24 protein-coding genes are annotated in these 25664 nt (G+C 57.0%); 15 read left to right on the top strand and 9 right to left on the bottom strand.

Annotation, left to right across the window (positions count from 1 at the left end; translation table 11 throughout):
- The first annotated feature begins 183 nt into the window (after positions 1–183).
- The 7 genes from cpcB (at position 184) to cpcF (ending at position 5284) form a co-directional block, all read left to right on the top strand.
- Positions 184–702, top strand: coding sequence for a C-phycocyanin subunit beta (gene cpcB, locus DYY88_RS01330; protein ID WP_039724649.1), 519 nt, complete (start codon positions 184–186; stop codon positions 700–702).
- 84 nt (positions 703–786) lie between these two features.
- On the top strand, positions 787–1275 hold the full coding sequence (gene cpcA / locus DYY88_RS01325; protein WP_039724650.1) for a C-phycocyanin subunit alpha: 489 nt from the start codon (positions 787–789) through the stop codon (positions 1273–1275).
- Positions 1276–1381: 106 nt separating this feature from the next.
- Positions 1382–2206: a phycobilisome linker polypeptide gene (locus tag DYY88_RS01320; RefSeq protein ID WP_039724651.1), complete on the top strand. Its 825-nt coding sequence runs from the start codon at positions 1382–1384 to the stop codon at positions 2204–2206.
- Positions 2207–2319: 113 nt separating this feature from the next.
- Entirely contained in the window at positions 2320–3189 is an 870-nt protein-coding gene (locus DYY88_RS01315) for a phycobilisome linker polypeptide (RefSeq protein WP_039724952.1), read from the top strand.
- Positions 3190–3338: 149 nt separating this feature from the next.
- Positions 3339–3575 (top strand): rod-capping linker protein CpcD, encoded by a 237-nt coding sequence (gene cpcD / locus DYY88_RS01310; RefSeq protein WP_039724652.1) that lies wholly within the window; start codon positions 3339–3341, stop codon positions 3573–3575.
- A 183-nt stretch (positions 3576–3758) separates the two neighbouring features.
- On the top strand, positions 3759–4577 hold the full coding sequence (cpcE, locus tag DYY88_RS01305; protein WP_039724953.1) for a C-phycocyanin alpha-cysteine-84 phycocyanobilin lyase subunit CpcE: 819 nt from the start codon (positions 3759–3761) through the stop codon (positions 4575–4577).
- A gap of 65 nt (positions 4578–4642) precedes the next feature.
- On the top strand, positions 4643–5284 hold the full coding sequence (gene cpcF / locus DYY88_RS01300; protein WP_039724653.1) for a C-phycocyanin alpha-cysteine-84 phycocyanobilin lyase subunit CpcF: 642 nt from the start codon (positions 4643–4645) through the stop codon (positions 5282–5284).
- A 10-nt stretch (positions 5285–5294) separates the two neighbouring features.
- Here the strand turns inward: cpcF and DYY88_RS01295 are convergent, their stop codons facing one another.
- The 3 genes from DYY88_RS01295 to DYY88_RS01285 form a co-directional block, all read right to left on the bottom strand.
- A complete protein-coding gene (locus tag DYY88_RS01295) occupies positions 5295–6494 on the bottom strand; it encodes a class I SAM-dependent methyltransferase (protein ID WP_039724654.1) in 1200 nt (399 codons plus the stop codon).
- Between the two features lie 415 nt (positions 6495–6909).
- Complete coding sequence (locus DYY88_RS01290; protein WP_084606894.1) at positions 6910–8316, bottom strand: efflux RND transporter periplasmic adaptor subunit; 1407 nt, start codon at positions 8314–8316, stop codon at positions 6910–6912.
- A 17-nt stretch (positions 8317–8333) separates the two neighbouring features.
- The gene (locus DYY88_RS01285; RefSeq protein WP_039724655.1) at positions 8334–10697 is read right to left on the bottom strand and encodes an ABC transporter permease; all 2364 of its coding nucleotides are present in this window, start codon (positions 10695–10697) and stop codon (positions 8334–8336) included.
- Positions 10698–10999: 302 nt separating this feature from the next.
- Here DYY88_RS01285 and DYY88_RS01280 point away from each other — a divergent pair, with 302 nt between their 5' ends.
- Positions 11000–11626 carry a TenA family protein gene (locus tag DYY88_RS01280; protein WP_039724955.1) on the top strand — a complete coding sequence of 209 codons (627 nt, stop codon included), beginning with the start codon at positions 11000–11002 and terminating at the stop codon, positions 11624–11626.
- A gap of 152 nt (positions 11627–11778) precedes the next feature.
- Positions 11779–12243: a slr1601 family putative cell division protein gene (locus DYY88_RS01275; RefSeq protein ID WP_039724656.1), complete on the top strand. Its 465-nt coding sequence runs from the start codon at positions 11779–11781 to the stop codon at positions 12241–12243.
- A 212-nt stretch (positions 12244–12455) separates the two neighbouring features.
- Here the strand turns inward: DYY88_RS01275 and DYY88_RS01270 are convergent, their stop codons facing one another.
- From DYY88_RS01270 to DYY88_RS01260, 3 genes are all read right to left on the bottom strand, one after another.
- Entirely contained in the window at positions 12456–13148 is a 693-nt protein-coding gene (locus DYY88_RS01270; protein ID WP_039724657.1) for a YdcF family protein, read from the bottom strand.
- Positions 13149–13184: 36 nt separating this feature from the next.
- Positions 13185–13979, bottom strand: a complete 795-nt coding sequence (locus DYY88_RS01265; RefSeq protein ID WP_039724658.1) for a hypothetical protein — start codon at positions 13977–13979, stop codon at positions 13185–13187.
- A gap of 184 nt (positions 13980–14163) precedes the next feature.
- Positions 14164–15255 carry a Gfo/Idh/MocA family protein gene (locus DYY88_RS01260; RefSeq protein WP_039724660.1) on the bottom strand — a complete coding sequence of 364 codons (1092 nt, stop codon included), beginning with the start codon at positions 15253–15255 and terminating at the stop codon, positions 14164–14166.
- 373 nt (positions 15256–15628) lie between these two features.
- On the opposite strand from DYY88_RS01260, the gene cysS reads away from it, so the two are divergent.
- The 3 genes from cysS (at position 15629) to DYY88_RS01245 (ending at position 18068) form a co-directional block, all read left to right on the top strand.
- Positions 15629–17104 carry a cysteine--tRNA ligase gene (gene cysS / locus DYY88_RS01255; protein ID WP_039724661.1) on the top strand — a complete coding sequence of 492 codons (1476 nt, stop codon included), beginning with the start codon at positions 15629–15631 and terminating at the stop codon, positions 17102–17104.
- 118 nt (positions 17105–17222) lie between these two features.
- Entirely contained in the window at positions 17223–17546 is a 324-nt protein-coding gene (locus tag DYY88_RS01250) for a hypothetical protein (RefSeq protein WP_130199290.1), read from the top strand.
- A gap of 174 nt (positions 17547–17720) precedes the next feature.
- Positions 17721–18068 (top strand): cupin domain-containing protein, encoded by a 348-nt coding sequence (locus DYY88_RS01245; protein WP_130199289.1) that lies wholly within the window; start codon positions 17721–17723, stop codon positions 18066–18068.
- Positions 18069–18124: 56 nt separating this feature from the next.
- On the opposite strand, the gene DYY88_RS01240 is transcribed toward DYY88_RS01245, so the two are convergent.
- From DYY88_RS01240 to DYY88_RS01230, 3 genes are all read right to left on the bottom strand, one after another.
- Positions 18125–19258, bottom strand: a complete 1134-nt coding sequence (locus DYY88_RS01240; protein WP_039724663.1) for a geranylgeranyl reductase family protein — start codon at positions 19256–19258, stop codon at positions 18125–18127.
- Positions 19259–19394: 136 nt separating this feature from the next.
- On the bottom strand, positions 19395–20366 hold the full coding sequence (locus DYY88_RS01235) for a cation diffusion facilitator family transporter (RefSeq protein ID WP_039724664.1): 972 nt from the start codon (positions 20364–20366) through the stop codon (positions 19395–19397).
- Between the two features lie 149 nt (positions 20367–20515).
- Positions 20516–21904 (bottom strand): gluconeogenesis factor YvcK family protein, encoded by a 1389-nt coding sequence (locus tag DYY88_RS01230; RefSeq protein ID WP_039724665.1) that lies wholly within the window; start codon positions 21902–21904, stop codon positions 20516–20518.
- Positions 21905–22136: 232 nt separating this feature from the next.
- Between DYY88_RS01230 and DYY88_RS01225 the strand changes: the two genes are divergently transcribed.
- The 3 genes from DYY88_RS01225 to DYY88_RS01215 all read left to right on the top strand — a co-directional run bounded on the left by DYY88_RS01225 (position 22137) and on the right by DYY88_RS01215 (position 25346).
- A complete protein-coding gene (locus DYY88_RS01225) occupies positions 22137–22967 on the top strand; it encodes an ABC transporter ATP-binding protein (protein ID WP_044150293.1) in 831 nt (276 codons plus the stop codon).
- A gap of 86 nt (positions 22968–23053) precedes the next feature.
- Positions 23054–24298, top strand: coding sequence for an MlaD family protein (locus DYY88_RS01220; RefSeq protein WP_052288132.1), 1245 nt, complete (start codon positions 23054–23056; stop codon positions 24296–24298).
- A gap of 139 nt (positions 24299–24437) precedes the next feature.
- Positions 24438–25346 (top strand): polymorphic toxin type 23 domain-containing protein, encoded by a 909-nt coding sequence (locus DYY88_RS01215; protein ID WP_039724667.1) that lies wholly within the window; start codon positions 24438–24440, stop codon positions 25344–25346.
- The last annotated feature ends 318 nt before the right edge of the window (positions 25347–25664 follow it).

Raw genomic sequence — 25664 nt, 5'->3', positions numbered from 1 at the left:
TCGGCAACTCTACGCAAATGAGCTTTGTGTCAGAAGTTGAAGAAATGTCAAGAAAATAAGAGTCGACTGTTGCCTCTCTTTAAGATCCTCTCATATACGCTTTTAGGCAGCGTGAGCTGGCTAACTTGCGATTCCAGTCAAGAAAAAACAAACCAAACTCATCTATTTAGGAGACTGAGTCTAATGTTTGACGTTTATTCCAAGGTTGTTTCCCAGGCTGATGCTCGTGGCGACTTCCTGTCCATGGATCAGATCGATGCGCTGCAGCAGACTGTTGCTGATGGCAACAAGCGTCTGGACTCCGTTAACCGGATCACCAGCAACGCCTCCAAAATCGTTTCTGATGCCGCTCGCGCCTTGTTTGCTGAGCAGCCCCAGCTCATCGCTCCTGGTGGTAATGCTTACACCAACCGCCGCATGGCTGCTTGCTTGCGCGACATGGAAATCATCTTGCGCTACATCACTTACGCTGTGTTCACTGGCGACTCTTCCGTGCTGAACGATCGCTGCTTGAACGGCCTGCGTGAGACCTACGTGGCTCTGGGTGTTCCCGGTGCTTCCGTCGCTGCTGGCGTTGAGAAGATGAAGGCTTCTGCCATTGCGATCGTGAACGATCCTGCGAACATCACCCAAGGTGACTGCTCCAGCCTCGTTTCCGAAATCGGCAGCTACTTCGATCTCGCTGCTGCTGCTGTTGCCTAGTCCTAGGCAGTTTTCTGTGCGAAACGCACGAATTTTCTCGAATTACCAAGACCAAACTTGTACATCTTTTAGGAGATAGTTCCAATGAAAACTCCTCTGACTGAAGCAGTTGCTGCTGCTGATTCCCAGGGCCGCTTTTTGAGCAACACTGAAATGCAAGCTGCTTTTGGCCGCTTGGACAAGGCTGCTTCTGGTTTGGAAGCTGCTAAGACCTTGACTTCCAAGGCTGATTCCTTGGTTTCTGGTGCAGCTCAGGCTGTTTACAACAAGTTCCCCTACACCACCCAAATGCAGGGCCCTAACTACGCTGCTGACCAGCGTGGTAAGGACAAGTGTGCTCGTGACATCGGTTACTACCTGCGCATGGTCACCTACTGCTGCATCGCTGGTGGTACTGGCCCCATGGATGAGTACCTCATCGCTGGTTTGGATGAAATCAACAGCACGTTTGAGCTGTCCCCCAGCTGGTATGTTGAAGCGCTCAGCAACATCAAGGCTAGCCACGGTTTGAGTGGTGACCCTGCTGTGATCGCTAACTCCTACCTCGACTACGCAATCAACGCTCTCAGCTAGGTTGCCCTAAATTGCCCGGAGGGGCAGACAGTTGTTAGCGCATGGTTAACAGTTGTTTGCTTGTCCGGGCATTGTTGTATCTGAATTGCCGAAGGAGAAAAGGCCAATGGCAGTCACAACTGCGGCAGGACGTCTGGGAGTGTCTCCGTTTGAGGAGAACCAAAAGGTAGAGCTACGCCAAAACTGGACTAAAACGACTGACATCGATGCGGTGATTCGGGCTGCATATCGTCAGGTGTTTGGCAACCAGTACATCATGGCGAATGAGCGGCTCGTGAGTGCAGAATCTTTATTGCGGCAGGGCGATATCTCAGTGCGCGACTTTGTGCGGGCATTGGCATTGTCGGAACTGTATCGCGAAAAGTTTTTTGCTTCTGGTCCGCAAAATCGTTTTATTGAACTGAACTTTAAGCATTTGCTAGGGCGCGCTCCCTACGGGCAAGAAGAAATTCAAGCCCATGGGGCGATTTACCACAGTCAAGGCTATGAAGCGGAGATCAATTCTTATATTGATTCTGCCGAATATGCGGAAAACTTTGGTGAAAACACGGTGCCTTCTAGTCGTGGCTATTTGACTCAGCGGAGTCAAAAAACGGTCGGCTTCACTCGATTTTTCAAATTATATCGGGGGTATGCGACGAGCGATCGCTCTCAACAATCGGGAGTTCGCGCTCGTCTGATTCAAGAGATCGCCAGAAACTCTTCATCCCCCGTATCTGACGCTAGCACAGGTGCTGCACTTGTGGGTACTGGCGGCGGCAACCGAGAGAAGCTCTACCGGGTGCGCGTAGCTCAAGCAGCGGCCCCTGGTCAACTGCCTCGAGTCCGGCGCAGCAACACCGAATATCTGGTGCCTTACGAGCAACTGTCTCGCAAGCTCCAACAAATCAACCGTGCCGGTGGCCGGGTAACAGGCGTTACCGAAGCTTAAACCAGCACTCAAATCGGTAAACTGCCTCGGCGGAGCCTGAGACTTTTTGCGAAAGGTCTTGGGTCTCTTCCGGGTCAGTTTGCGTATCCTGTTGTTTATGGAGGATGAATCTCATGCCGATTACTACGGCAGCATCCCGCTTGGGAACTGTTCCGTTTGAGGAAACGGGCAAAGTCGAATTACGGGCAAACTGGTCTGCCGAAGATGCCGAAGGGGTGATTCGGGCGGTCTATCGTCAACTGCTCGGGAATGATTACCTGATGAAGTCTGAGCGTCTGACTAGCGCTGAGTCGCTGTTGCGCAACGGCTACATTTCGGTGCGTGAATTTGTGCGCGCTGTCGCCAAGTCCGACTTGTATAAGAACAAGTTTTTTCATAACAGCTTTCAAACTCGCGTGATCGAGTTGCAGTTCAAGCATTTGCTGGGCCGCGCTCCCTACAGCGAGTTGGAAGTGATTGAGCACCTCGATCGCTATGAGAACGAAGGCTACGACGCCGATGTCGATTCCTTCATCGATAGCGAAGAGTACCAGGCTAACTTTGGCGAAAATGTGGTGCCCTATTACCGCAGCTTCGTCTATCAGCCGGGTCAGCGGAGCCAAGGCTTTACGCGCATGTTCCAGCTCTATCGCGGCTATGCCACGAGCGATCGCGCCCAAATGGGTGGCGGCATCTCGAAACTGGCCGAAGAGTTGGGTCGTAATCAGGCTTCTTCCATCAAGCCACCGAGCTCGGTCGGGTCTTCCACCACTCGTAAGGGCAGCGTTACCCCCAGCAAGGCTCTGGGCGGCACGACGCCTTTTGGTGGCCAAGACAGCAAGATGTATCGCGTCGAAGTGGTCGGCATGGCGGGGCCGGGTTATCCCCGCATCCGCCGTACCAACACCGCTTTCTTGGTGCCCTACGAGCAACTGTCTAGCAAGCTCCAACAGATCAACCGCATGGGCGGTCGAGTGTCGAGCGTGACCGCAGCTAGCAGATAGTTAGCGGCTGGTTAGAATGCGATCAGGGTGGGCTTTGCCTGCCCTGATTTGTGACTTAATCCCACTGTTTAGTACTGAGAAGAACATCTTGCAGTGATCTCCTTACTTACAGTGGAGATGCTGTTTTATTGCGTAGGAGATATCTCTACATGATGGGTCAAAATGCCTTCGGGACTGCGACCGCTTCCCCGTCTAAGGGGCGCATGTTTTTGTACGAAGTGACCGGCATGCGTCAAAACCAGGAAACTGACAAGAATGGGTATCCCATTCGTCAGAGCGGCAGCATCTTTATCAAGGTGCCCTATAGCCGCATGAATCAAGAGATGCAGCGCATCACTCGCATGGGTGGTGAGATTGTCAGCATCAAGCCATTAACTGGCGAATAAGTCGTGGTTGGTGACCCTCACCAACTGTGCTAACTCACCCTTTGGGGTTCTCAATCTTACTTTTGAGACGCCATTATGGGGCTCTAGGGAGCCGAAGAACCTGTGTGAAAACACCGTTTTTCTCGGATTCTTTGAATTCCATAAGTGCGTCTCTTTATTTTGCTTTTATTGTCTTTTTCTCTGATGACGGATATTGAAATTACGAGTGAATCGCTGACCAAAGAAGAGGCGATCGCTAACCTGCAGCAAACGGCTGATCCCAGCTTGCGATATTACGCGGCTTGGTGGCTGGGGCGCTTTCGCGTCGACGAGCCCGTGGTGATTGATGCCCTAGAAGCTGCGCTGGAAGATACCGACAGTCGCTCGCCGGATGGGGGCTATCCGCTACGGCGTAATGCCGCTCGCGCCCTGGGCAAGTTGGGGAATACCCGCGTGGTGCCAGCCCTGACCCGCTGCCTCAGCAGTGATGATTATTATGTGCGCGAAGCTGCTGCCCAAGCGCTGGCGGAACTGGGTGACGCTCAGTGTGCGCCTGATTTATTAGCGCTGCTGGATGGGGGGATTGAGGCGGCCACTCAGGTGCCCGGCAAGCCGCATCTCACGCAACCCTATGCCGCCATTATTGAGGCGCTGGGTATGCTGCGAGTGACGGAGGCGATCGCCGCCATCCAGCCCTTCATTGACCATGAGTTCGCCACCGTCAAAAATGCGGCGGCGCGGGCTCTTTATCAACTCACAGACGATGCGCAATATGCCGATCGCTTGATTACCACCTTGCAAGGGCACAGTCTGCAATTGCGGCGCTCGGCCCTGATGGATTTGGGGGCGATTGGCTATCTGCCAGCGGCGGAAGCGATCGCCTCCGCCCTCACCGAAAACAGTCTGAAACTGATTGCCATGAAGGGCTTGATGGACAACCATTTAGCCTGTGAGCCGTCGAGGGACCTTGAACTCACGCCCCGTGCCATCGAGGTCATGCAGCTGATGGACGGATTGCTGTAAAACTCACAATCGCGACGATTTCGCTGGCGGTTTGCTAGAGACCAACTTTTCTACTCATCACTTCCATGCTTGTGACCGATTCTGTCAATATTCAATCGTTGATTAATGCTGTGGAAACGGCTGATTCTGCTGCCGCTCTGGTGGGTGCGGTGCGATCGCTGGCAGCAGCCCAATCACCCGAAGCCGTGACCACCCTGATCACCGTCCTCGGGTTCAATAATCCGGGGGCAGCGGTAGCGGCGGTAGATGGCTTAGTTGCCTTGGGCCAGGACGCCGTTCCAGCCTTGCTGGAGCAGTTGGACGGGTACAACTATGGGGCGAGGGCGTGGGCGATTCGGGCCTTGTCGATGATTGGCGACCCGCGTGCGCTGGACGTGCTGATGGAAACGGCACGGGGTGATTTTGCGCTGAGTGTTCGGCGGGCGGCGGCCAAGGGCCTCGGCTTTATCGACTGGGATGCGCTGCCAGATGAGCACCGGGCAGCGGCTCTAGCTCTAGCGATCGATACGCTGCTAGTCGCTTTGGATGACCCCGAATGGGTGGTGCGTTATGCCGCGATTGTCGGACTTTCAGGTTTGATGACAGCCCAGCCTGAGTCAGATGAAAGGGTGGAAGAAATTAAACAGCGGCTATCCGCTTGCAGCCATGAAGACGCCGAGATTGTGGTGCGGGCTCGCGCTCAGATGGCCTTGATGCCCTTGCCGTAACCAAATCAGATCATGATCCTGGCGTGAGCAGAAGGTACTGCTGTTGCTGGAGCGATCGCACGTCGTCCAAAGTACAGTCAACGGTGGCCAAAATCTCCCCGACAGATTGTTGGCCGGATGCTTTACCCGAGGCGACGAGAAACTCCCACGGAGCCTGTTCCAAGGTCACCAGTTGATAGTCCTGGTTGAAAAATTGGGGGCTGTGTTCCCAACTTTCCAGGCAGGGACTGGGTTCGGGGATGGCCTTTAGCAAGGTGGCATCGTCCTGCCAGGTTTGTTTGGGCAACGGGGGGCGGGCTAAGAAGAATTCGTAGTGGGTGACGTTACCAGGGTCGAGGAGTTCGATCAGCCGATAACGATCGCGATCGCTCAGCCCCTGCGCCCGCTCCATCAACTCGGGAGCCGTGCCAACCAGACGCTTGAGATCCCACGCATGGGGATTCGACAAGCCGACGAATTCCAACCCCGAGGCATCAATCAAGTCAAACACAGTATTGATGTTGTAGTCGATTTCTTGGGGATGGACGTACATGTCAGCGAAGCATTCATCCCGCTGATTTTCCAACGACCAGCGCTCTTGCTCGCGCTGCCGCAAGCGGTTGTTTTCGGGCAGGTGGGCAAAAATTTGGCGACCGATCGCGACCCCATCGGTATAATCGCCCCGGCGATCTCCCTGCAGCAGCGCGATCGCCTCCTGCATTAACTTGATTTCCCAGCGACCGAGTTCACCATACACAAAGACGTGCAGCAAGCCGCCAGGGGCCAGCTTTTTCGCCAGGGCTTGAATGCCGCCAATGGGATCAGGCGTGTGATGCAACACCCCGACGCAATTGATGAGGTCAAATTCCCCCGGCAACTGCTCGGCATCAAACAAACTGAGGTGATGAAACTCGGCCCGCGTGGCTCCCGATTTCTGGCAGCGTTCTTTCGCGACCGCGAGGGCTCCGGCACTCAAATCAATGCCGGTCACAGTGGCTTCAGGATTGAGATGCACTAAATATTCGGTGCCGACGCCGGTGCCGCAACCGGCATCGAGAATGCGCACATCCTGGCGGGGCGGCTTTTGGCCCGTACAAAAGGCGTAGGCCGTGAGCCAATTCCAGCGCCAGTTGTAGCCAGGGGGCGGCTCGTCCAACAGCGGTTCTGGCGGAAAGGGGTACGTGTCGTAGAGCTTGGCAACGGCGGCGCTGATCTGCTGGGAGTCTGACATGGATGAGCAATTCCTGTGGGCGGGGTCTGAGTGGATGTCGCTGATTTCCTCTCAAGACGGGGGCGGCTTCGCAGCCTCTGACAAATCTATCAGACGGTGATGGCTGATACCGTTAGTTTACAAAGCTTCAGGCCGCGCTTTGATATAGCAATCCGCAGTCAGGTGCCGAGAGCCCAAAAGCTTAAAGAATTGGCATTCCATCTAAGTGTGGACAGCCGTCTCGGCTGTCTCTAAGCAGGCAAGATGCCTGTCCCAACTTGGATTTCACAAAATCTGGCTTTCTCAATCTCAATCCCCTCGGTTTTCTGCCAAGGCGATGAACAGAGCTATCTGCGCAACGCTATAGTCATTCGTCGCAGGGAGAAGGCTTGGGTAATACGGATAGCATTTTGCGAGTTGGACTCAGTCATTGGCATTAACGGGGCTGGACGCGATCGCCCCCATCCACGGACTCTGGGTACGCAATAACGATATCGCCGACGGCCAGCCCGTCGGTGACTTCAGCGTCAAAGGTATTGCGCAGGCCGATTTCTACGGTTGTTTGTCGAGCGCGATTGTTCTCTACTGTGAAGACGCAGGTGCCCGGTTCGCAGGGAAAAAGGGCGCTGATGGGGATAATGAGGGCGTCGGGATTCTCATCAATCACGATTTGCGTATCGACGCGGAAGCTGTCGCCCAGGGGCACGTCGGGGTTGGTGAAGTTGGCGATAACGTTAACGCGCTGCTCTTCGACCCCGAGGGCGGAGACTTTGGTAAAAGCGCTGGGTTCTAAATAGGTCACTTGAGCTGCCAGCGTATCGTCGCCGCCCCACTGGTTGAGGTGAATGCGATCGCCCGGCTGAATTTTTACCGCATCGCTGGACAGTACATCGATCACGATTTCCAATTGGGCCGCGTCGCCGATTTCCAGCAGCGGCGTTCCAGCAGTGACGAAGCGGGCACTTTCTTCCAACACGCGCAGCACTTGCCCCGCCGCGGGAGCCACAATGTCGGTGCGGCGAGCCTCGTCGGCCAAGCGGGCCAGTTGGGCTTCGGCGCTGGCCATTTCCGCTTGATACACATCCAGCAAATAATCGGGGTCTTGTTGCTCGGCCTGGAGGATGTTGAGGTCGTCGCGGGCGGCGGCGATCGCGGCCTCAGCACTCGCTACTTGCTGCTGGGCGGCATTGCGGTCTTGCTGGCGGGCGGTCGCCGCGAGTCCCGCTGATTCTCGCTGCTGCTCGGAAATGGCGCCTTGGGCGGCTAACTCGTTGGCGCGAGTCATGTCCCGTTGCGCCTGCTGTAGACTGGCCTCGGCGCGGGCGAGGTCAGCGGTGGCTCGTTGCTGCTCGGCTTGGGCTGCCGTAATGCGGCTTTGGGCCTGTTGCAGTGCGGCTTCCTTCGGGCGCAGCGTTTCGACCCCGGCCATTTGAGCGCGAATCTCATCCATGCGAGCTTGCGCTTGCTGCACTTCGCTGGTGAGGGGCAGCGGGTCAATGCGGGCGACGACCTGATTGTCGGTGACGGCATCGCCCGGTAGCAGCTCAATGCGGGTGAGGCGACCATCCACCGGCGCTGACACCACGAAGCGATCGCGCACGCGGGTGCGACCTTCGGCCTCTACGGACACCTCTAGCGAGCCTCGCTCCACCGTGACCAGGTCGACCCGCTGCGGACTCGGGCGTAAGGCCCAACTACCGAGCCCCACTAGCCCTAAGCCCGCCAGCAAGTACCACCACCGCTGGTCGAGCGATCGCCAAGACCAGCGCGATGACTTTGAGTCGGTTGGCGACTCGGCTGCCTCTGGCTGGGCAGATTGCCGCAAATCAGTATCGTGAGCCATTTAGTTACTCCTTTTACTTACTCACGGGTTTTCAACACGGCAACGAGGTCGAGGCGGGTGATCTGCCGTAAAATCAACCCGCCGGAAATCAGGGCCGCGATCGCAATGATGGCGATCGCCAGGCCGTAGGTCGCCCGACTCACTACCAGCGGCCAGCGATAGAGCTCCGTATCGTAAGCCACACTCATCAATGCCGCCAGGCCAAAGCCCAGGGCACAGCCCAGAGGGATGGCCACGCCCAACAGTAGCGCCTGTTCGCCCAGCAGAATGAAGCCCACTTCCGCCCGCGAAAAGCCCATGATGCGCAGGGTCGCTAACTCGCGCCCCCGCTCTGATAAGGCAATGCGGGCAGCGTTGTAAACCACCCCAAAGGCAATGATCGTGGCAAACATCGCAATCACCGTGGTGAATACGGCTAAGTTGCCGGAGATGGTTTCTTCAAAGCGATCGAGACTGTTTTGCCGCAGGGCAACACTAGCAACGGCGGGCGTCACCTTCAGCTCGGCATAGATGGCCTCCAGAGAGGCTGGCTCGACCGTCAGGTAGGCCCCCGAGAGCGCTGTGTCTTCTCTCATTAGCTGATTCAGCGCCGACAAATTCATATAAGCTGCCACCCCCACCCATTCTTTGACCAAGCCCACCACGGGCACTTCACGCTGGGGACGTGCCCCCTCTAACACCTCAACGGTGAGGGTGTCGCCCGGCTGCACCCCGAGGATGTCCGCCAGCTTGTCGGTCAGCAGCACCCCTTGGGTGGGCAATGTTAACAAGTTCAAATCACGATCCATCAGGCGACGCAAGCTGCCCTCGGCGGGCAACCCCGTCAGGCCCCCCAGATAGGTCCGCTGCTGAAACCGCAACCGCGCCGGGACGGCCCGAAACGGTTCGACCCGAATTACCCCCGGCAAATGGTGCAAGTCAAATTGAGCACTGCCGGATAGCGGTTCCGTAAAGGTGAGGGTGATGTCCTCTTGCTGAATCTCGTAGAACTGCACCCGAATCAAATAGTTGATCGCATCGCTAAAAGAATTGCCCACCACGAGGATCGCCACGGCTAGGGACAAGCCCAAAATCGTCAAACCCGCTTTAATGGGCTGGCGTTCTACATTCCGCAAAATGATGCGTCCAGCAGGGGAAAAGCAGCGCTGTAAGCCCAACTGCTCCACCAAGGTGGGACGAAATTGGGCAGGGGGCTCGGGCCGCATCGCCTCGGCGGGGGGCAGACGCACCGCTTGTTGCACCGCAACAAACGCTCCGGTAAGTGCCGCCGCCAAGCTCACCGCGAGGGAGATGATGACCAGGCTGGGTTCCACCTCGAAGGTCAACACCGGGAAGTGGTAATAATTGGCATAGTTGCGGGTGACGGCTTCGCCCATCCACAGGCCCAGGCCCAAGCCCAGCAAGGTACCCGCTAACACCACCAACGTCACCAGCTTGAGATAATGCCAGCCCACATCCCCATTGCTGTACCCAAACGCCTTGAGCACGGCGATTTGGTCACGTTGGGTGCTGACGAGCCGCGCCAGCAGTAAGTTCAGCAAAAAGGCGGCAATGCCCAAAAAGATGATGGGCATGATCACGGCAGTGGCCCGCAGGCTGGTGATTTCGTCTGACAAAAAGCGGTGGGAAATTTGGTCGCGGCGACCATAGGCACCCAACCCGCCATAGGGTTCCAACAGGCGATCGAGCTGGAAAATGACAGCGGGTTCGCTGGCTCCTTTCGTCAGCAGCAGATTGGCATCGTTAAACGCGCCATCCATGTCAAAGGCGGTGCCTAAGGCCTGCCGCCCCATCCAGATCACCCCAAAGCGCTGATTGTCCGGCACTAAATCTGTGCCGCGAATTTCGTACACATATTCGGGGGAGAGCGCTGTGCCGACAATGCGTAAGTTTTGCCACCGCCCATTGATGACAGCGCCTAGGGTGTCGCCGATCGCGAGATCATTAGCCGCCGCAAAGGTTTCACTCACCATCACCTCATCCCGCCGCCCTGGGTTGATATAACGGCCCTCCCGTAGGGCCAGGCCATTCAACTGAGGGGGGCGCTGCTCGGGGATGCTAATTAACCGTCCCGTTGCTGGTTCTTCTAGGCCAGGGACATCGATAATGACATCGCGCACCACCCGCGTTTGCACCTGCTGCACGCCAGGAATGGCCTGGATGCGATCGCGCAAATGTTCGGGTGCCCGCTTGAGCTGCACAAACACATCGGCAAAGCGATATTGGTCGTAATAGGTCTGCTGGGTCAGCTTGAGGGAATCGTAGGCGCTCAGCATCGTGACCATGCTGGCAATGCCGCAAGCCACAATCAGCACGATCGCAATCACCTGGCCCCGCAGGTGTAGCAGGTCACGGATGAGTTTGCGATCGAGAGCAGTCATGGTGAGTAGTTAGCAGAGGCAGGAGGGTGGCAGGGTGTGGGTAGCAGGGTGGCACGGTGTGAGGGTCGCAGAGTCGCAGGGTGGCACAGTGGCAGAAACTCCCTTGCTCCCACGCCCCCTCGCCCCCTTGCGGAAGCTTGAATGGCCGAGCCAACAGCTAACGCCCCCTCGCCCCCTCGCTCCCATGCTCCCTCACCCCTCAAGCATCCTTCCTCTCTAATGCTGAACGCTGGGACCACGGGTGTGTCGCTGCGGCCAATACTTTGTCACAATCAACGGTGTTGTTGGCGATTTTTGTAGCGATGGTTTTGACGTGTGAAGGGTTGCTCTCTACTTATCCGGAGGCGTGGCAGGCGGCGACGGTGCATCCGTTTTTGACGCAGTGCCAGCAGGGCACGATTCGTCCGGCTCAGTTCAATACTTGGCTGGTGCAGGATTATTTATTCGTGACGCAGTTCACCCGGTTTGTAGGGCGGACATTGGCGGCGGCCCCCGATGAGCACTTGGATATTTTGCTCAGTGGCTTGAATGCCCTACAGGATGAGCTGAACTGGTTTCGGGAAAAAGCGGCGGAGCGATCGCTCGATTTAAGCACCCCACGCCAAATGACCTGCCAGATTTACTGCGAGTTTATGGGCAGCTTGGTGAATGCGCCCTATGCTGTGCAAGCGACGGCGTTGTGGGCCATTGAGTACGCCTACAATCAGGGCTGGCAACTGCCTGGACCGATGCCTGCTCCGTATACTGAATTTGCCGATCGCTGGGGCAATCCGGGGTTCACCGACTATGTGAAACTGTTGGCGAATCAGGCGGATACGGTTCTTGCGATCGCCCCGCCAGGGGAACAAGCAGCGGCAGAGACAGCTTTTCTGCGGGTGGCTGCGTTGGAAAAAGACTTTTGGCAGATGGCCTACAATGCCGCTGTGTAACCATTCGGTGCCGTGGCTCAAATCCCTATCCTGCCGAGGTTTGACGAGTTCAGCTCATTCTCGTGTATTTTTGTTTCATAATGGGGGCTGATGTCGGGTTGTTCGCCAAAATTAGCCCCATTATCTTGTGTTCAGTGCTGTGAGTAGCGTGTATGTCCTTGCCTCAACCGACCTTAGATGTTGAGCCTTCCGAAAAAGTGTTGTCGCTGCGCCAAAAGCGACAGCAGCAATATCATCGGTCGTTGCGATCGGCGCGGTTTCGCGCTTTGGGGTGGGAGCTTACGGGACGGCTCACGGTGAACCTGGTGCTGACCTTGGTGGCGCTCGCTGCTTTGGTTAAGTTGGTGCCCTATCACCAGACCCAACGCCAAGTTTTAAGCGAACTGGAAGATTCCGTGGCTACGCTGCAAGTCCATAATCGCCGGCTCCGCAAAGATTTCACCCGGTATTTTGACCCGGCGCAAACGAGCCAAATCTTGCAAGAAAACGGCGCGCGGGAGTCAGCGCAGCACATTCCCATTGTCTGGGTGGAGCAGTTGCCTGAGCAAATTGGCAACTCCACTGATCCGGTGGATGCTGCCAATCCTGTCGAGTCGCCCGAAGCCGCCGCTGAATAAAGAGAGTTCCAGCAGCAAAAGTATCCGGCTGCGGTGCATGACGCTGCGCCCATGACGCCCTATGAGTGGGCAATTCTTTTCCAGACATCTCCTAGGGAATCAGGATTTTATCAAATCCAAGTTTTGTTGGGCAGGCATCTTGCTTGCCCTCAGACAGCCGAGACGGCTGTCCACACTTAATTCAATTCTCATTCCTAAGCTGACTGCCGCGGCTAGTTGGAGTCTGTGTCCGGAATTTGAATATCGGCTTGGTGCTCGCATTGGAAACCGCGAGCGGTCCATTCTGCCAGGTCAACAGACGAGAGCGGAAAGACGCTGTCACAAGCGGGACGATAAACCTGGCTGATGATGGCCCATGCGAGCGATCGCCCCACATCTAGCATCGTTTTGAGCGGTGCTTCTACATTGGCTGGGATGCCGATTTCTTCTACCAGTTGCATCTCGACCCAGATGCCGTGACTGCTGAGCAAAATGCGGGCCAGCCACTCGGCGCGGGGCAGGTGCGTGGGAGAAGTCACCACCACCACATGCTGTACGCCCCATTGCTTTAACGTGGGCAAGCTGTAGCGATAATTATCAAAAGTCGATTCGGCACAGGTTTCCAACCACACCTGATCAATGGGGGCCGCCACCCGTTCAAACACCAACCGTGTGCAGGGAGGTTTCGCCCCGTGGGAAATCAGCACTGGCAGCGAATTGCCTTGGGCCACCGCATCAGCGACGACAATTTCGCGGCGAATGCTGCCTCCCAACACCAGCACCGCATCTGCCGGTTGACGCGCATGGCGATGGAGTTGGGTCGCGAGGCTGCTGCCCCAGATAGCGAGAACGAGAAGAAGCGCCCACCCGAGCCAGCGCTGGTGACGCCACCCGTGTCTCACTTGAGCCGATGGAGGTTGAGTCATTTACGATGACGGGGCGCGATCGCTCCCGGTAACGGGTCAAGGCAGCAGGGCCACCACTTGATCATTGGTCTTGGGACGATAAGACTTGGCAACATATTGATCTAAATGGCGAAAGAGGGCGATCGGGGGCACCACCCGACAAGAGAAAAACTCCACCATGACCATTTTTTCGTCCTTAATTTGGACTTTCGGGGCCAGGTTGGTGAGCGGTTTTTGCGTGCGCCACTTCCACGGTTTATTCGGGGCGGCGGTAATCAAACGATGGTGCGACCAACGACAGTTTTGGCCGCTGCGGCCAAATTCCTTGAATTCTCGGAGCAGGATGGAGGCTTCCAGGTAGGAAGCGGGAGAGCGATCGCCCGTCACCCCATCCATCACATTGCCCAACGCCCCCTTCGGATGGGGCGGAATGGCGCGATCGCCCGCCGCTTCAATGGCGGCTTCCAGTTCCGCAGTGGTGCTCATCAACTCTGGTAAGGCCCAGGTGACCCCCATGCCCCCCGTCGACTGCCGCTGCAAATACGTCACCAAGCGGACTTTGTTTTTGAGTTCTAAGCCAGGCAGTTTACCCAGGGCTGCCGCCGGATTAATCGTGCTGATAAACCAACGTCCCTCGGCATTGGGGGCCACCCCTTCGTCATCGCCAAAGCCGCCCACGCGAAACAAGTCACCCAGGGCGTCCAGCGATTCTGGGGCCATTGCCTCGATCGCCATGGCCCGCTCATTCATATCGCTGACCGGTTGTTGCTCTGAGGCTGGCAGCGTCAATTGCGACTGAATGTATTGTTGTACTTTTTGGACAACGTCTAATGAGAATTTTTGCAGAGCCATAGGGGCAAAATCGGCGATCCTTGTAGTTCTTAGTTATCCCCAATAGCAACCGCAAACATTCAAGATCAGGGGCGATCGCTGCATTTCGTAAGCTTGCGTCACGATTGTGCCAACGTTGAGACGCTGCTAATCGTTAGCCGCAGGGAAAGTGTAACGGTCGTTGAGTGTCTGCTGTCATTGGGCGCTACAACGGCTTGACCGACATCCAAATGCCCCGCTCGTGGGAGGCATGGGCCAGATCCATCAACAGTTGTGAATAAATGCCCTCAGCGATCGCAGGGGCGATCGCCCTTTCCTGATCAATGCAGTTCACCCAATGATCGACCACCCGCACAAACGGAGCGAGGCGGCCATCGTCATAGGTTTGCGGAAACTCCAGCGTGGCGGGAATCGGCAGTTCGGCCAGGGCCTCGCCAGCGGGGGCACCCCAGAGCTTAAACCCGTGCACATAGTCTTTGAGATTGTCGCTGCCGAGAATGAGGGTGCCGCGATCGCCATACACCTCGACCCAGTGCCCCCGACCGCCATAGGTCACGGAACTGATCGTGACCTGACAGGGCGTGCCATCTTGCATTTCCAGCATCAGGGTGCAGGTATCGTCGGCATCCACGGGCTTCATTTCCCCCGTTTGCGGATCAGGCCGTTGCGGAATCGCTGTCGCCAAATTGGCGCTGAGCCGCTGCACCGGGCCAAACAGCCACGCCAGATAATCAAACGTGTGCGACGCAAACGCGCCCAAAGCACCGCCCCCCTGATCTTTGCGAGCATACCAACTCCACGCTCGTTGGGGATCAGCCCGACCCGGCACCATCCAGTCCACTTTGATCAAGCGGGGCGTGCCCACATAGCCTTCGGTCAGCTTGGCTTTTAACTGTTGCCACGCTGGGACAAAGCGAAACTCGAAATCCAGCCCCACAACTTTCTGCTGTTGCTGGGCGACGGCTTCAATTTCCCGGGCTTCTTCCACAGTCAGCGCCGTGGGCTTTTCCAACAGCACGTGTTTGCCCGCTTGCAGGGCCGCGATCGCCATCTCTTTACGCAAAAACGGCGGTGTCGCCACACTCACCGCATCCACTTCTGGCAGTGCTAGTAATTCCTCGATGGAGCTGCAACCGTGGGGAATTTGGTGTTGGGTGGCGATCGCCTTGGCTTTTTCGGCATCGCGATGATAAACCGCCACCACCCCCGTCCGATGGTGAATCTGGAATCCTGGAATATGGATTTTCTGCCCAAATCCCGTGCCAATGACGGCCACGCCAATCGTTTCCCCAGTCATCCTGCTCTCCTCTACAACACGGCAAGCCCAACCTTGATACAAAACAATCCTGACAGGGCAAGGCAGTTTTACCGTACCAAACGGGCTCGGTATGTTCACGATATCCCGAACCCTCCCATTGGGGCGAGGCAATTTTGCCACCATTGATCGCCCGGACTTTCTCCACTATCCCGCTGTCCTGCTATCGGGGCGAGGCAATTTCGCCATGATCGACTGGCTAGGCTGTCACCAGATATCCCGAAACTGCCTCGCCCCTACGTTACCCACCGACCCATCCCCCCATCCACCCTGTTACCCATCCCCCGGCCACCCTCCTTGCCTCCAACCCCCATTCAGTGTTGAATCAATCTGTGTCCTCGCTTGCCAAACCGCCATGAGCCTCGTTCTCTACAACACGCTGACGCGAAAGAAAGAGCCCTTTGAAACCTTGGAATCCGGCAAGGTCAAGATGTACTGCTGTGGCGTGACGGTCTATGACTATTCCCACTTGGGCCATGCCCGCTGTTACATCACCTGGGACACCGTGCGGCGCTATCTGATGTGGCGGGGCTACGACGTGCACTATGTGCAAAATTTCACCGATATCGACGACAAAATTCTGAATCGGGCCAAGGACGAAGGCTCGTCGATGCAGACCGTGGCGGAGACCTACACCCAAGCCTACTTTGAGGATATGGAGCGGCTGAATGTGCTGGAGGCCGACGAATATACCTATGCCACCCAGACCTTGGATGGCATCCAGCGATTAATTTCTGAACTGGAACAAAAGGGGTACGCCTATCCGGCCAACGGCGATGTGTACTATGCGGTGCGCCAGTTTGACGGCTATGGCAAGCTCTCGGGGCGCAAGCTGGAAGATATGCTGGCTGGGGCAGGCGGGCGCGTGTCTACCGACACTGACATTAAGCGCGATCCGTCTGACTTTGCCCTGTGGAAGGGGGCGAAAGCGGGGGAACCGTTTTGGGAGTCGCCGTGGGGGCCGGGGCGTCCCGGTTGGCATATTGAATGCTCGGCCATGATTCGCGATCGCCTTGGCGACTCCATCGACATTCACATGGGCGGCAGCGACCTCGTCTTTCCCCACCACGAAAACGAAATTGCCCAGTCGGAAGCGGTGACGGGGCATCCCCTCTCGCGTTACTGGATGCATAACGGCATGGTGAACGTCGGCGGCGAAAAAATGTCGAAATCCCTCGGCAACTTCATCACCATTCGCCAATTGTTGGACTCGCCGGATGGGCCAGAGCCCATGGCGGTGCGCCTATTTTTGCTGCAAGGTCAGTACCGCAAGCCCGTGGACTTTACCGACGAAGCGATCGCCGCCGCCACCAACGGCTGGCACACCCTGTCAGAAGGATTGCGCTTTGGCCCTGACTATGGAGCCAAACTGGGCTGGCCCGATGTAGACGATCCCGATTTTCTGAATCCTGCCGCCATGCGCATCGATCGCGACAGCGCCCCGGTGCAGCAGTTCCAGACGGTCATGGACGACGACTTCAACACTGCTGGAGCTCTGGCAGTGCTGTTTGAGCTGGCGAAGGAACTGCGCCGCGCGGGCAATCTGATCACCCACACCGGAAGCGCCGACACCGCCAGCGATGTCCTGCGCCAACAGTGGCAAACCCTGGTGTGCCTGGCAGCGGTTTTGGGTCTGAAGGCCGCGCCTGCTGAGCCTGTGGCAGCCGTCGATGGACTCTCTGACGCTGACGTTGAGGCCCTGATTGAGCAGCGCAAAGCCGCCAGAGCCGCGAAAGATTTTGCCGAGAGCGATCGCCTCCGCGACGAACTCCAAGCCCAAGGCATCACCCTGATCGACAAACCCGGCGGCGTCACCGAATGGCATCGCTAAGGGAGTCGCTTGAAAATAGGGTCGCGGCTTGTAGGGGTTTGGCACGCCAAACCCCTACAAGAACCCTTCCTGTATTCGGCACATTATCTACGCGCAGTTCCCTTACAAGCCTCACACCATGAAACTCCCCAATTCTCGCCGTAACGCCATGCGCGAAATCGATCGCATGGTAAGCAAAGTCATCAAAACTGTTGAAGATTCAGAGGTGACGGATAAACAGACTTTTGAGCGGCTGCTAGATGGAGTCATTTTTCAGGTCGCTAAAAATCGGCGTCTTGATATCAACCAAGTTGCTTTAGCCACCGATCAAGTGATAGCTGATATGCCCGCAGAATATGGTCAGTTGGCGGAAGAACTCAAAGGCTGGGAAACGCTTATCGCCTTTTTGTATATCAAATATCATCAGGTGCTCGGCATTGATACCACGATGTTTGAGCCGTGAGGGCGATCGCTCGGTGCGGTCTGGGCCGAGCCTTAGGGATAGGCATTAAATGAAGTGTGGACAGCCGTATCGGCTGTTCAAGAGCCGTCAATGTGACGGCTTGCCAGGGCGATTTCACCCCCTTTAGCCTCGTTCCCCTGGCAACCTGCACGATTCACAATGGTTGAGAAGCGCATGCCACTCCCTAACCCCCAGGTGCAGAATTTGTTTCAGCTCGCGGCAGCAGCGCCTGCCGAAGAAGTTTTTGAGCCGCTACTCCAGCACCCTGCCGCTCGGATTGAGCGCATTGTCTCGTGCGGCCAGACGACTCCGCCCGGCGAGTGGTACGACCAGAATGAGGATGAGTGGGTCGTGCTGCTGCAAGGTCAGGCGACGCTTGCCTATGAAGACGGCACGACGGCTGAACTGGGACCAGGAGACTACGTCTTTTTGCCCGCCCATTGCAAGCATCGAGTCATGGCCACTAGCCAACAGCCACCTTGTATTTGGCTAGCCGTTCATCTACCCCCAGCGGTGTCATGACCTTGGAAGACCAGGGAGGGCGATCGCGGCTTGTTCACACTGACGAAAAAGATTGCTTACCGGCGGCCCAATAAGCCTCGGCTCAGGCGATTGACCGTTCGCTGGGTGATAGAAGCGTAGGTCTGTTTGCCGTTGAACAGCTTAATAAGTTGTGGCGCGGCATCAGGGTGTTTTACTGCCACCTGATAAGCCACCTTGGGGACGTTGTAAAACAGCTTGGCGAGGCGTTTAGCCCAGACCATTTCCTGCCCCCACTCGGTTTGCATGGTCTCGGTATAGCGCGGGAGAGCGTCGCGATCGCCCCCCAATGCCGCGTGAACGGCGACGGCGGCTTGCATCCCGCTAAAGATGGCAGGGCGAATCCCTTCGGCGGTAAAGGGATCGACCACTCGGGCGGCTTCCCCGGCAATGAGTGCCTGTTGGGTGTGCAGGGTACGGTGTTTGTCCCAAATCAAAATGGGATGCCCGTAGGCTTTTTCTTGGGCAACCTGCACCCCAAATTGGTCAGCGTAGGTCGTGAGCAAGGGTCGCAAGTCGTACCGACGTTTCGTGTAGGCAGCAAAGACGCCCCCCCCAATGGAGTAGCCATCGGCTTTGGGAAAGTTCCAGAGATAGCCATAGGGCACCATGCCAAACTCTAGATGCAGTAAGGCTTGATCAGGCATGGGGAGGCGCGGTTCGATTTCTACGGCAGCGGCTATTTTGTCAGGGCGCGGACTCAGGCCCAGCCAGCGCGATAGGGTGCCCCGGCCGCCATCAGCGGCAATCAGGTAGCGCCCCTCGACTGGACCGCGAGAGGTCTCGACCCGCCAGCGATCGCTCACAAACTCGATGCCCTGAGCTTTCGTGGCCTGCCATAGTTCAGCTCCCTGCTGCTGGGCCTGCTGCACCAAAAAATAGTCAAACTCGTCACGTCGCACCATCCAAAGCGCTTCGTCAGCGGGGACTTCGGCTTCCACGGCATCCTCCATTTCCCAGGTGCAGCGAATGTGGCGCACCCGCTGGGAAATGACTGGGGAAAAATCAAAGTCAAACCATTCTGCCACTTGAGGCGAAACCCCACCGCCGCAGGGCTTATAACGGGGCAGGCTGGCTCGCTCGATGAGGAGCACGGAGTGGCCGCGTTTCGCGAGGTGATAAGCTGCCGTGCCACCGCTAGGGCCAGCTCCCACAATGATGCAGTCGTACATAATTTTCTGCCAGGATGATGAATTGGCCCAGGTTGCCTGGTATGGCCTAGCTGCTCATCTTAGTACGCTCATCTGGTGTACTCCAAACGCTGGCCCAGGGGCTCCTGCTTGGGTCATTACCCGCTTGTCGGTTGGCTTATCCACCTTCCAGCCAGTTATCGGGGGTACTTTCGGGCTCCGTCCATTCGGTCTGGGGGTACTGCAAATAGGCGGCTTGGTTGGGGGGGGCATCTTCGACCCAGATTTGGGCGCGCAACGGGCCATATTGTAGCCGCAAAGCCGCTTCGACCCGTTCGCCCACGATGTGAGCGACCCCCGCAAACTCAGGGTGAATGATGAGATGCAACTCGACCCAGACTTGCCGCCCCACCAGCCCGCGAGAACGAATGCGGACACAGCGGGTCACCCCTTCAATTTGAGTCACGATCTGGGCGATCGCTTCGGGGGCGATCGCCATGGGGCGGAGCAGGGTCGGTAGTTGGTCGCCCAAGACTTGCCACAGACTGCTAATCGAAAACACGGTGAGCCCAACCGCCAATACCGGATCGACCCAAGTCTGCTGCTGCCAGATGGCTATCAGCCCCACCAGGGTCACCCCTGATAGCCACACATCGCCCAGCACATGCTGGGTGTGCAGCATCAGCGCCAAACTACCAAAGTCTTGAATGCGATAGTACGCATAGGCGGCGATCGCCAGTGACAGCGCCAGCAACACCACCATGAGGTACACCACTGGCCGGTCAAGCGCCACGCGAAAGGCGTCGGCACTGCTCGTCACGGCACTGAACAGCTGACTCAGCGCGGTGAACACCAAACTGAGCCCGGTGAAGCCTAATAGCGACACCGCGGCCAGCGTTCCTGCCACCTCGGCGCGCCCATGCCCCCAGACCTCGCGCCCCAGCGGTCGCTGCGCTGACGCCACCGCCACCAGACTCAAGACGGTGCTAAAGGCATCGATAAAGGTGTGCAGGGCCTCGGCAAAGAGCAACAGCGAACGGGTGGCCCAGCCCGCGATCGCCTCAATGCCGAGCACCAGCAGCGTGACCCAGAGCCAGGTCAGCAGCAACCGATAACAGCGACGGCGTTGCGGGTCAGCGGCAAGATTCACCGAATACGTTACTCCAGCAGGCTTATCAGTCTTTCATTAAATCTGGTTGGCATCGTCGTGACCCCGCAACCGGGGGATTTGTAATGTTTTCTGGTCGCCCAGCAACAGGGCTCTTCCCAGGGCCAACCGCCCAAGGGTCATCCTGCCAGTTACCAAATGCCTTGGGTGCGAGAATACCAGCGCATTAAAACTTTCGCCAAGCGCTGGGGATGGTGACGGACTGAGCCGGTGGCCGATTCTTCCATCACATTGGCGAGAATAATGCGTCGTCCTGAACTGAGTACCGTTTCGCGATCGAGCAGCACGGGCGCAGCTCCAACTTGGGCATACCGCTCTTCCGCCACTTCAGAGGGACCCCGCCGCTGCACCAACACCGCATCAAATAACGGTTTGCCACAGGCGCGGTCAATCGCCCGAATGTGGTCAGACACGGCATAGCTCAGGGTCTCCCCCGGTTCGGTCATAACGTTGCAAACGTAAATGCGGGGAATTTTGCGCGTCGCGATCGCCTCAGCAATCTCCGGCACCAGCAAATTCGGAATGATGCTGGTATACAGGCTGCCGGGACCAAACACAATAAAATCGGCTTCGCGAATCGCTTTGATCGCTCTCGGCAACGCCGGGGGATGACTGGGAGAGCAGCCAATATTCACGATTTGACCCTTCGCCTCGGGAATTTTGGACTCCCCTTCAATGCGCCGCCCATCGCTCAACTCGGCCCATAGCTTGACATCACTCAGGGTCGCTGGCAGTACCTGTCCCCGCACGGCGAGCACTTTAGAGCTAGCGGCGATCGCCTGCTCCAAGTCCCCCGTCACATCATTCATCGCCGTGAGAAACAAGTTGCCAAAGCTATGGCCCACCAGCCCATCTCCAGCCTTGAAGCGATACTGGAACAGTTCGGTGAGCAACTTTTCTTCATCCGCTAGGGCGGCCAAACAGTTGCGAATGTCGCCTGGGGGCAGCACCCCAATCTCGCGTCGCAAGCGGCCTGACGAGCCGCCATCATCTGCCACCGTCACGATCGCGGTGATGTTGTGGCTGTATTGCTTGAGTCCGCGCAGCAAATTCGATAAGCCCGTGCCGCCGCCAATCACCACCACCTTAGGACCGCGCGCCAGCCGCCGTTCCTGCATCAGCACATCGACCAACTCGGTCTCATTGCCCGGCAGCAAGACCTCGGTAATCGCTCCCAGCGTGCGGGTCTGCCCCCAGAGAATGAACAGCAGCCCCATCAAAATCGCCAGCGGCCCGCTCACATAGTTGGGAATCTGGTTCGCTAAAAATCGAAAAATTGACCCCAAAAATTGGCCGGTATAGAAAACAGGCGTTAACTTGAGAGAGATCAAAACGCCCAAGCCGACCAGCAAGACGCCACCGACGCTCAAAAATAGCCAGCGCTTAACCAGCAAGCCAGGGGCCAGCCACTTAAAGATGCGGTTGACACGGCGCGGCGGATCTGGTGCCAGCCACGGCGTTTCGTGGCGCACCCGGCGCAACATTTGCGAGAACGATTTGTTCAGTGAGTTAAAGAACATGTCCTACCGAGTGGCTTCCAGAACAATTCAGTCCATGATGGAGACTGACAGAAGGAGACTGCGACGCATCATATCTCAGACCTGGGCCAACTCAATCAAGTATTGGGATCAATTCAACCTGTTAATCATTAGCATTAATTAGAAGAGGTGTGAAGATAAAATCGGTCAGTTTGTGACCTGTCCCCACCGTTTAAGTTTTTTTGCTGTCTCTGTGACCTGTTTGAGTTAGCCCATGACCGATCAGCTATTCGAATCCTCTGCTGCGGCGACTGCCGACTGCGATAACACTGAGCCGTTAATCGAGCTGCGGGGCATTTCGAAATCCTTTGGGTCAAATCGCGTGGTCGATAAACTGGACTTGACCATCTATCACGGTGAGGCGGTGGCCGTGATTGGCCCTTCGGGCACCGGTAAATCGACGATTCTGCGGATCATTGCTGGATTATTGCCGCCCGACGAAGGGGAAATTTACATCGCGGGCCAGCGGCGGGTGGGCCTGATTGAAGACGCCCAAGATCCTGTCGGCATTGGCATGGTTTTTCAGCAGGCGGCTCTGTTTGACTCGCTGACGGTGGAAGAGAATGTCGGGTTTCTGCTGTATCAGCATTCCACCCTCTCTCATCGCCAGATTCATGGCTTGGTGGAAGAAGTGTTGGAAATGGTGGGCCTGCCGGGGATTGCCGATCGCTATCCGGCTGAACTGTCGGGCGGGATGCGTAAGCGGGTGAGCTTTGCAAGGGCGATCGTCTCCAATCCCCAAAACCCGACCGATCGCCCCGCCGTGCTTCTCTACGATGAACCCACTGCCGGACTCGACCCGATCGCCTCCACAGTAATTGAAGACCTGATTCGAACGATTCACAGTGGGCATGGCTGTCGTTCTTACCTCATCGTCACCCACCAAGACAGCACGATCCGCCGCACGGCAGACCGAGTGATATTCTTGCACCGAGGCCAAATTCAGTGGAATGGCAGCATCACCGAAATTGACGAGACGGATAATCCGTTTGTGCGGCAATTTTTTAGTGGCAATGTCGAAGGCCCGATTCAGCTGGTGCAGTAATCAGGAGTAAGACCGCATGCATGCCTTGGTAAGCGACATGGTGACGGAGTGTTGAAATGCGAGCAAGAGCAGTTCGAGAAGGCTCAGTGGGATTATTGATTTTAGTGGGAGTCGGGCTCTTTGGGGGGTTAGTGCTCTGGCTGCGAGGGCTCAACCCTGGCAATCGCAACTACGACATGACCATCATTTTTGAAGACACGCTGGGCATGCAAGTCGGCACGTCGGTGCAATATCGCGGGGTGCCGGTGGGCCGCGTCGTCGGCATTAACCCAACCAGCAATCAGGTTGAGGTGCGTTTGGAAATCACGCAGTCCACCCTGCGGATTCCCAAAGCTGATCTCCGGGTTGCGGCGAACCAGTCGGGGTTTATTGGCGAGACGACGATTGACATTACCCCCATGACCGACTTGACGGAGGCCGAACAAGCCATCAGTCCCTTTGGTGATGACTGTGACCCTGAGGTGATCGTCTGTGATGGCGAAACGCTGTTGGGGATCACGGGAGTCAGCTATGCCTCGCTGCTGGAGTCGGCCGATAGCCTTGCGGCGGCCTTGGCTGATCCTGAATTGATGGAAGGCTTTAAAGAGACGCTGGCTAACACGACTGACTTTACCGCGCAGGCGACGGCCCTAGCTGAGGAACTGACGACGTTAACCATGACCGCCCAGTCCGAGGTGGAGCCCTTGAGCGACTCGGTGCAGGCGGCGACCACGAGTGCCGCCGCTGCCGCCCAGGAAGTTCAGCTGACGGCAACGGAGGTGCGCACGTTGTTGGCGGCTAACCGGGTCAACATCACCTCTACGCTGACCAATGTCAGTCAGGGTTCTGAACGGCTGTCGAGTATCTTGAACCAATTAGCCACCCAGCTAGAAGATCCCCAACTGCTGGAGGACTTGCGCATCCTATCGGCCAATGCGGCAGAGGCGTCAGGCTATTTTCGCGATGCGGCGATTGACCTCAGCACCCTCACCGGGGCGATTAATCAGCCTGACAACGTGCTGCTCCTTCAACAGTCGCTGGAATCGGCGCGAGATGTGTTTCAGGGGGTGCAGAAGGTGTTATCCGATATTGATGAGATCACGGGTGATCCGGAGGTGCGGGAGAATATTCGGCGCTTGATCTACGGGCTCAGTGATTTGCTCTCTAGTGTCGAGATTTTGGAGTATCAGACGCAATTAGCGATCGCCCTCGCGCCCTTGGAGCAACGAGCTGCATCTACCCCGCCCCAAAGTCGAGCGATCGCCCTTTCCCGCGCTGACTACCAAGCTTTGCAAGCTCAACTTGCTGAACTGGCTAATCGCCAGCCGACCCCGACCAACTCGGGCCGATAGCGTCGCATCATCCCGCAACGACAGGGTGGATGGAACTCGGAACTGGTCAGCGTCCGTCATTGGTCACCAAGGGATGCTGCCAGGTCAATGAAGAAGATGCCGCTTGCGGTCGTTGATTTGTTCGTGCGGAGACTCGCCCATGTTTGCCCCTATGCTGATTGCTCAACTATCGGTGGATCAAACGGCCAATATCGCGACTGGGGTGAGGGCGGGCATCAGCTATCAGTTTGGCACTCAGGGCAACCGGGTAGGCTTTAATGCGGGCGGCTTTGTGCGGGCGAATCCTGACAATTTGGAGTCGTTTATGAGTTGGTCGGGCTACCGCAATCTATCGCACATCGAAACGGCGGAGTCGGGGTGGGAAAGTCAGGTGACGGTGGGGCTGACTCATGGGTTTGGTGGGGTGCGATCGCTGCCCGAGGATTACGATTGGTCGCTTGCCGCCAACAACACCCAGCGTACGAACAGTGTCAGCCTGTACGCCACGTTTTATGACGACACCTACAACACGAGTCAAGGCAACATCGGCCTGGGGCTGAATGTCGGAGCCTTTAACCTCCGCTTTGAAAATGATTTTGACCCCATTGGGATTTTGGGAGAGTATGGCGATCGCTTCCGTACGGGGGCGTTGGAAGTCGGCTATCGCGCAGCAGATGGCACCAACTTTGTTGCGGGGTTCAACACGTTTACGGGGGATATTGGTGATGGCTACATCATTCGGCCCGAAGACGGCGGCGCGGGTCCCCATGGCGAATATTCCCGGACGGAGCGGAATGGTCGCCCGATTGAGGCGGGCGATCGCTCCATTGGCAATGCTTACGTCGGTATCCGCAATCTGGATCTGACGCAGGCCAATGACGATACCTGGCACGCTTTGGGATTCGACAATCTGCAAGTGCGGGTGGGCTGGAGTGATGAGGCCATTCGCGATGGGGTGCAAAATCGGCTGCACGATTTACTGGCCAATCCTCGCATTCCGCTGCGTGAGGTCGAAGGTCGCCCCTATGTGCAGGTGGGCACCAATCATGGGCAAACACTGTATCCCTGACGAGTTCAAATCTGTAAGCGCTGGTGCAATCAGGCTGGGTGCTGCAATCAACTTGCCAGCCCCACCTAGGATCTGTACGGGTTGGGCACTGCCCAACCCCCAACCATCGGGGAGGCTTCATAGGTAACTCCCTGACCTTTGGGAAGAGGATGACCTAACTCAGAAGGGGGTGATTGATGAGGTCTGCAAGAAACTGAAAGCCGAACCCTTGGGGGCAGGCCCCCAAACCCCCGATGTGGGGAACTCGACTTCCCCACACCCCTCGCAACATTGAGTCAAGCCGCGTGAGCTGGGTGAGGAGCCTGAGCATTTGGGATG

This window comes from Leptolyngbya iicbica LK (assembly GCF_004212215.1).
Lineage (GTDB): Bacteria > Cyanobacteriota > Cyanobacteriia > Phormidesmidales > Phormidesmidaceae > Halomicronema > Halomicronema iicbica.
Note: the sequence above shows the minus strand (reverse complement) of the source record. Positions and strands in the feature narration are given on the sequence as shown.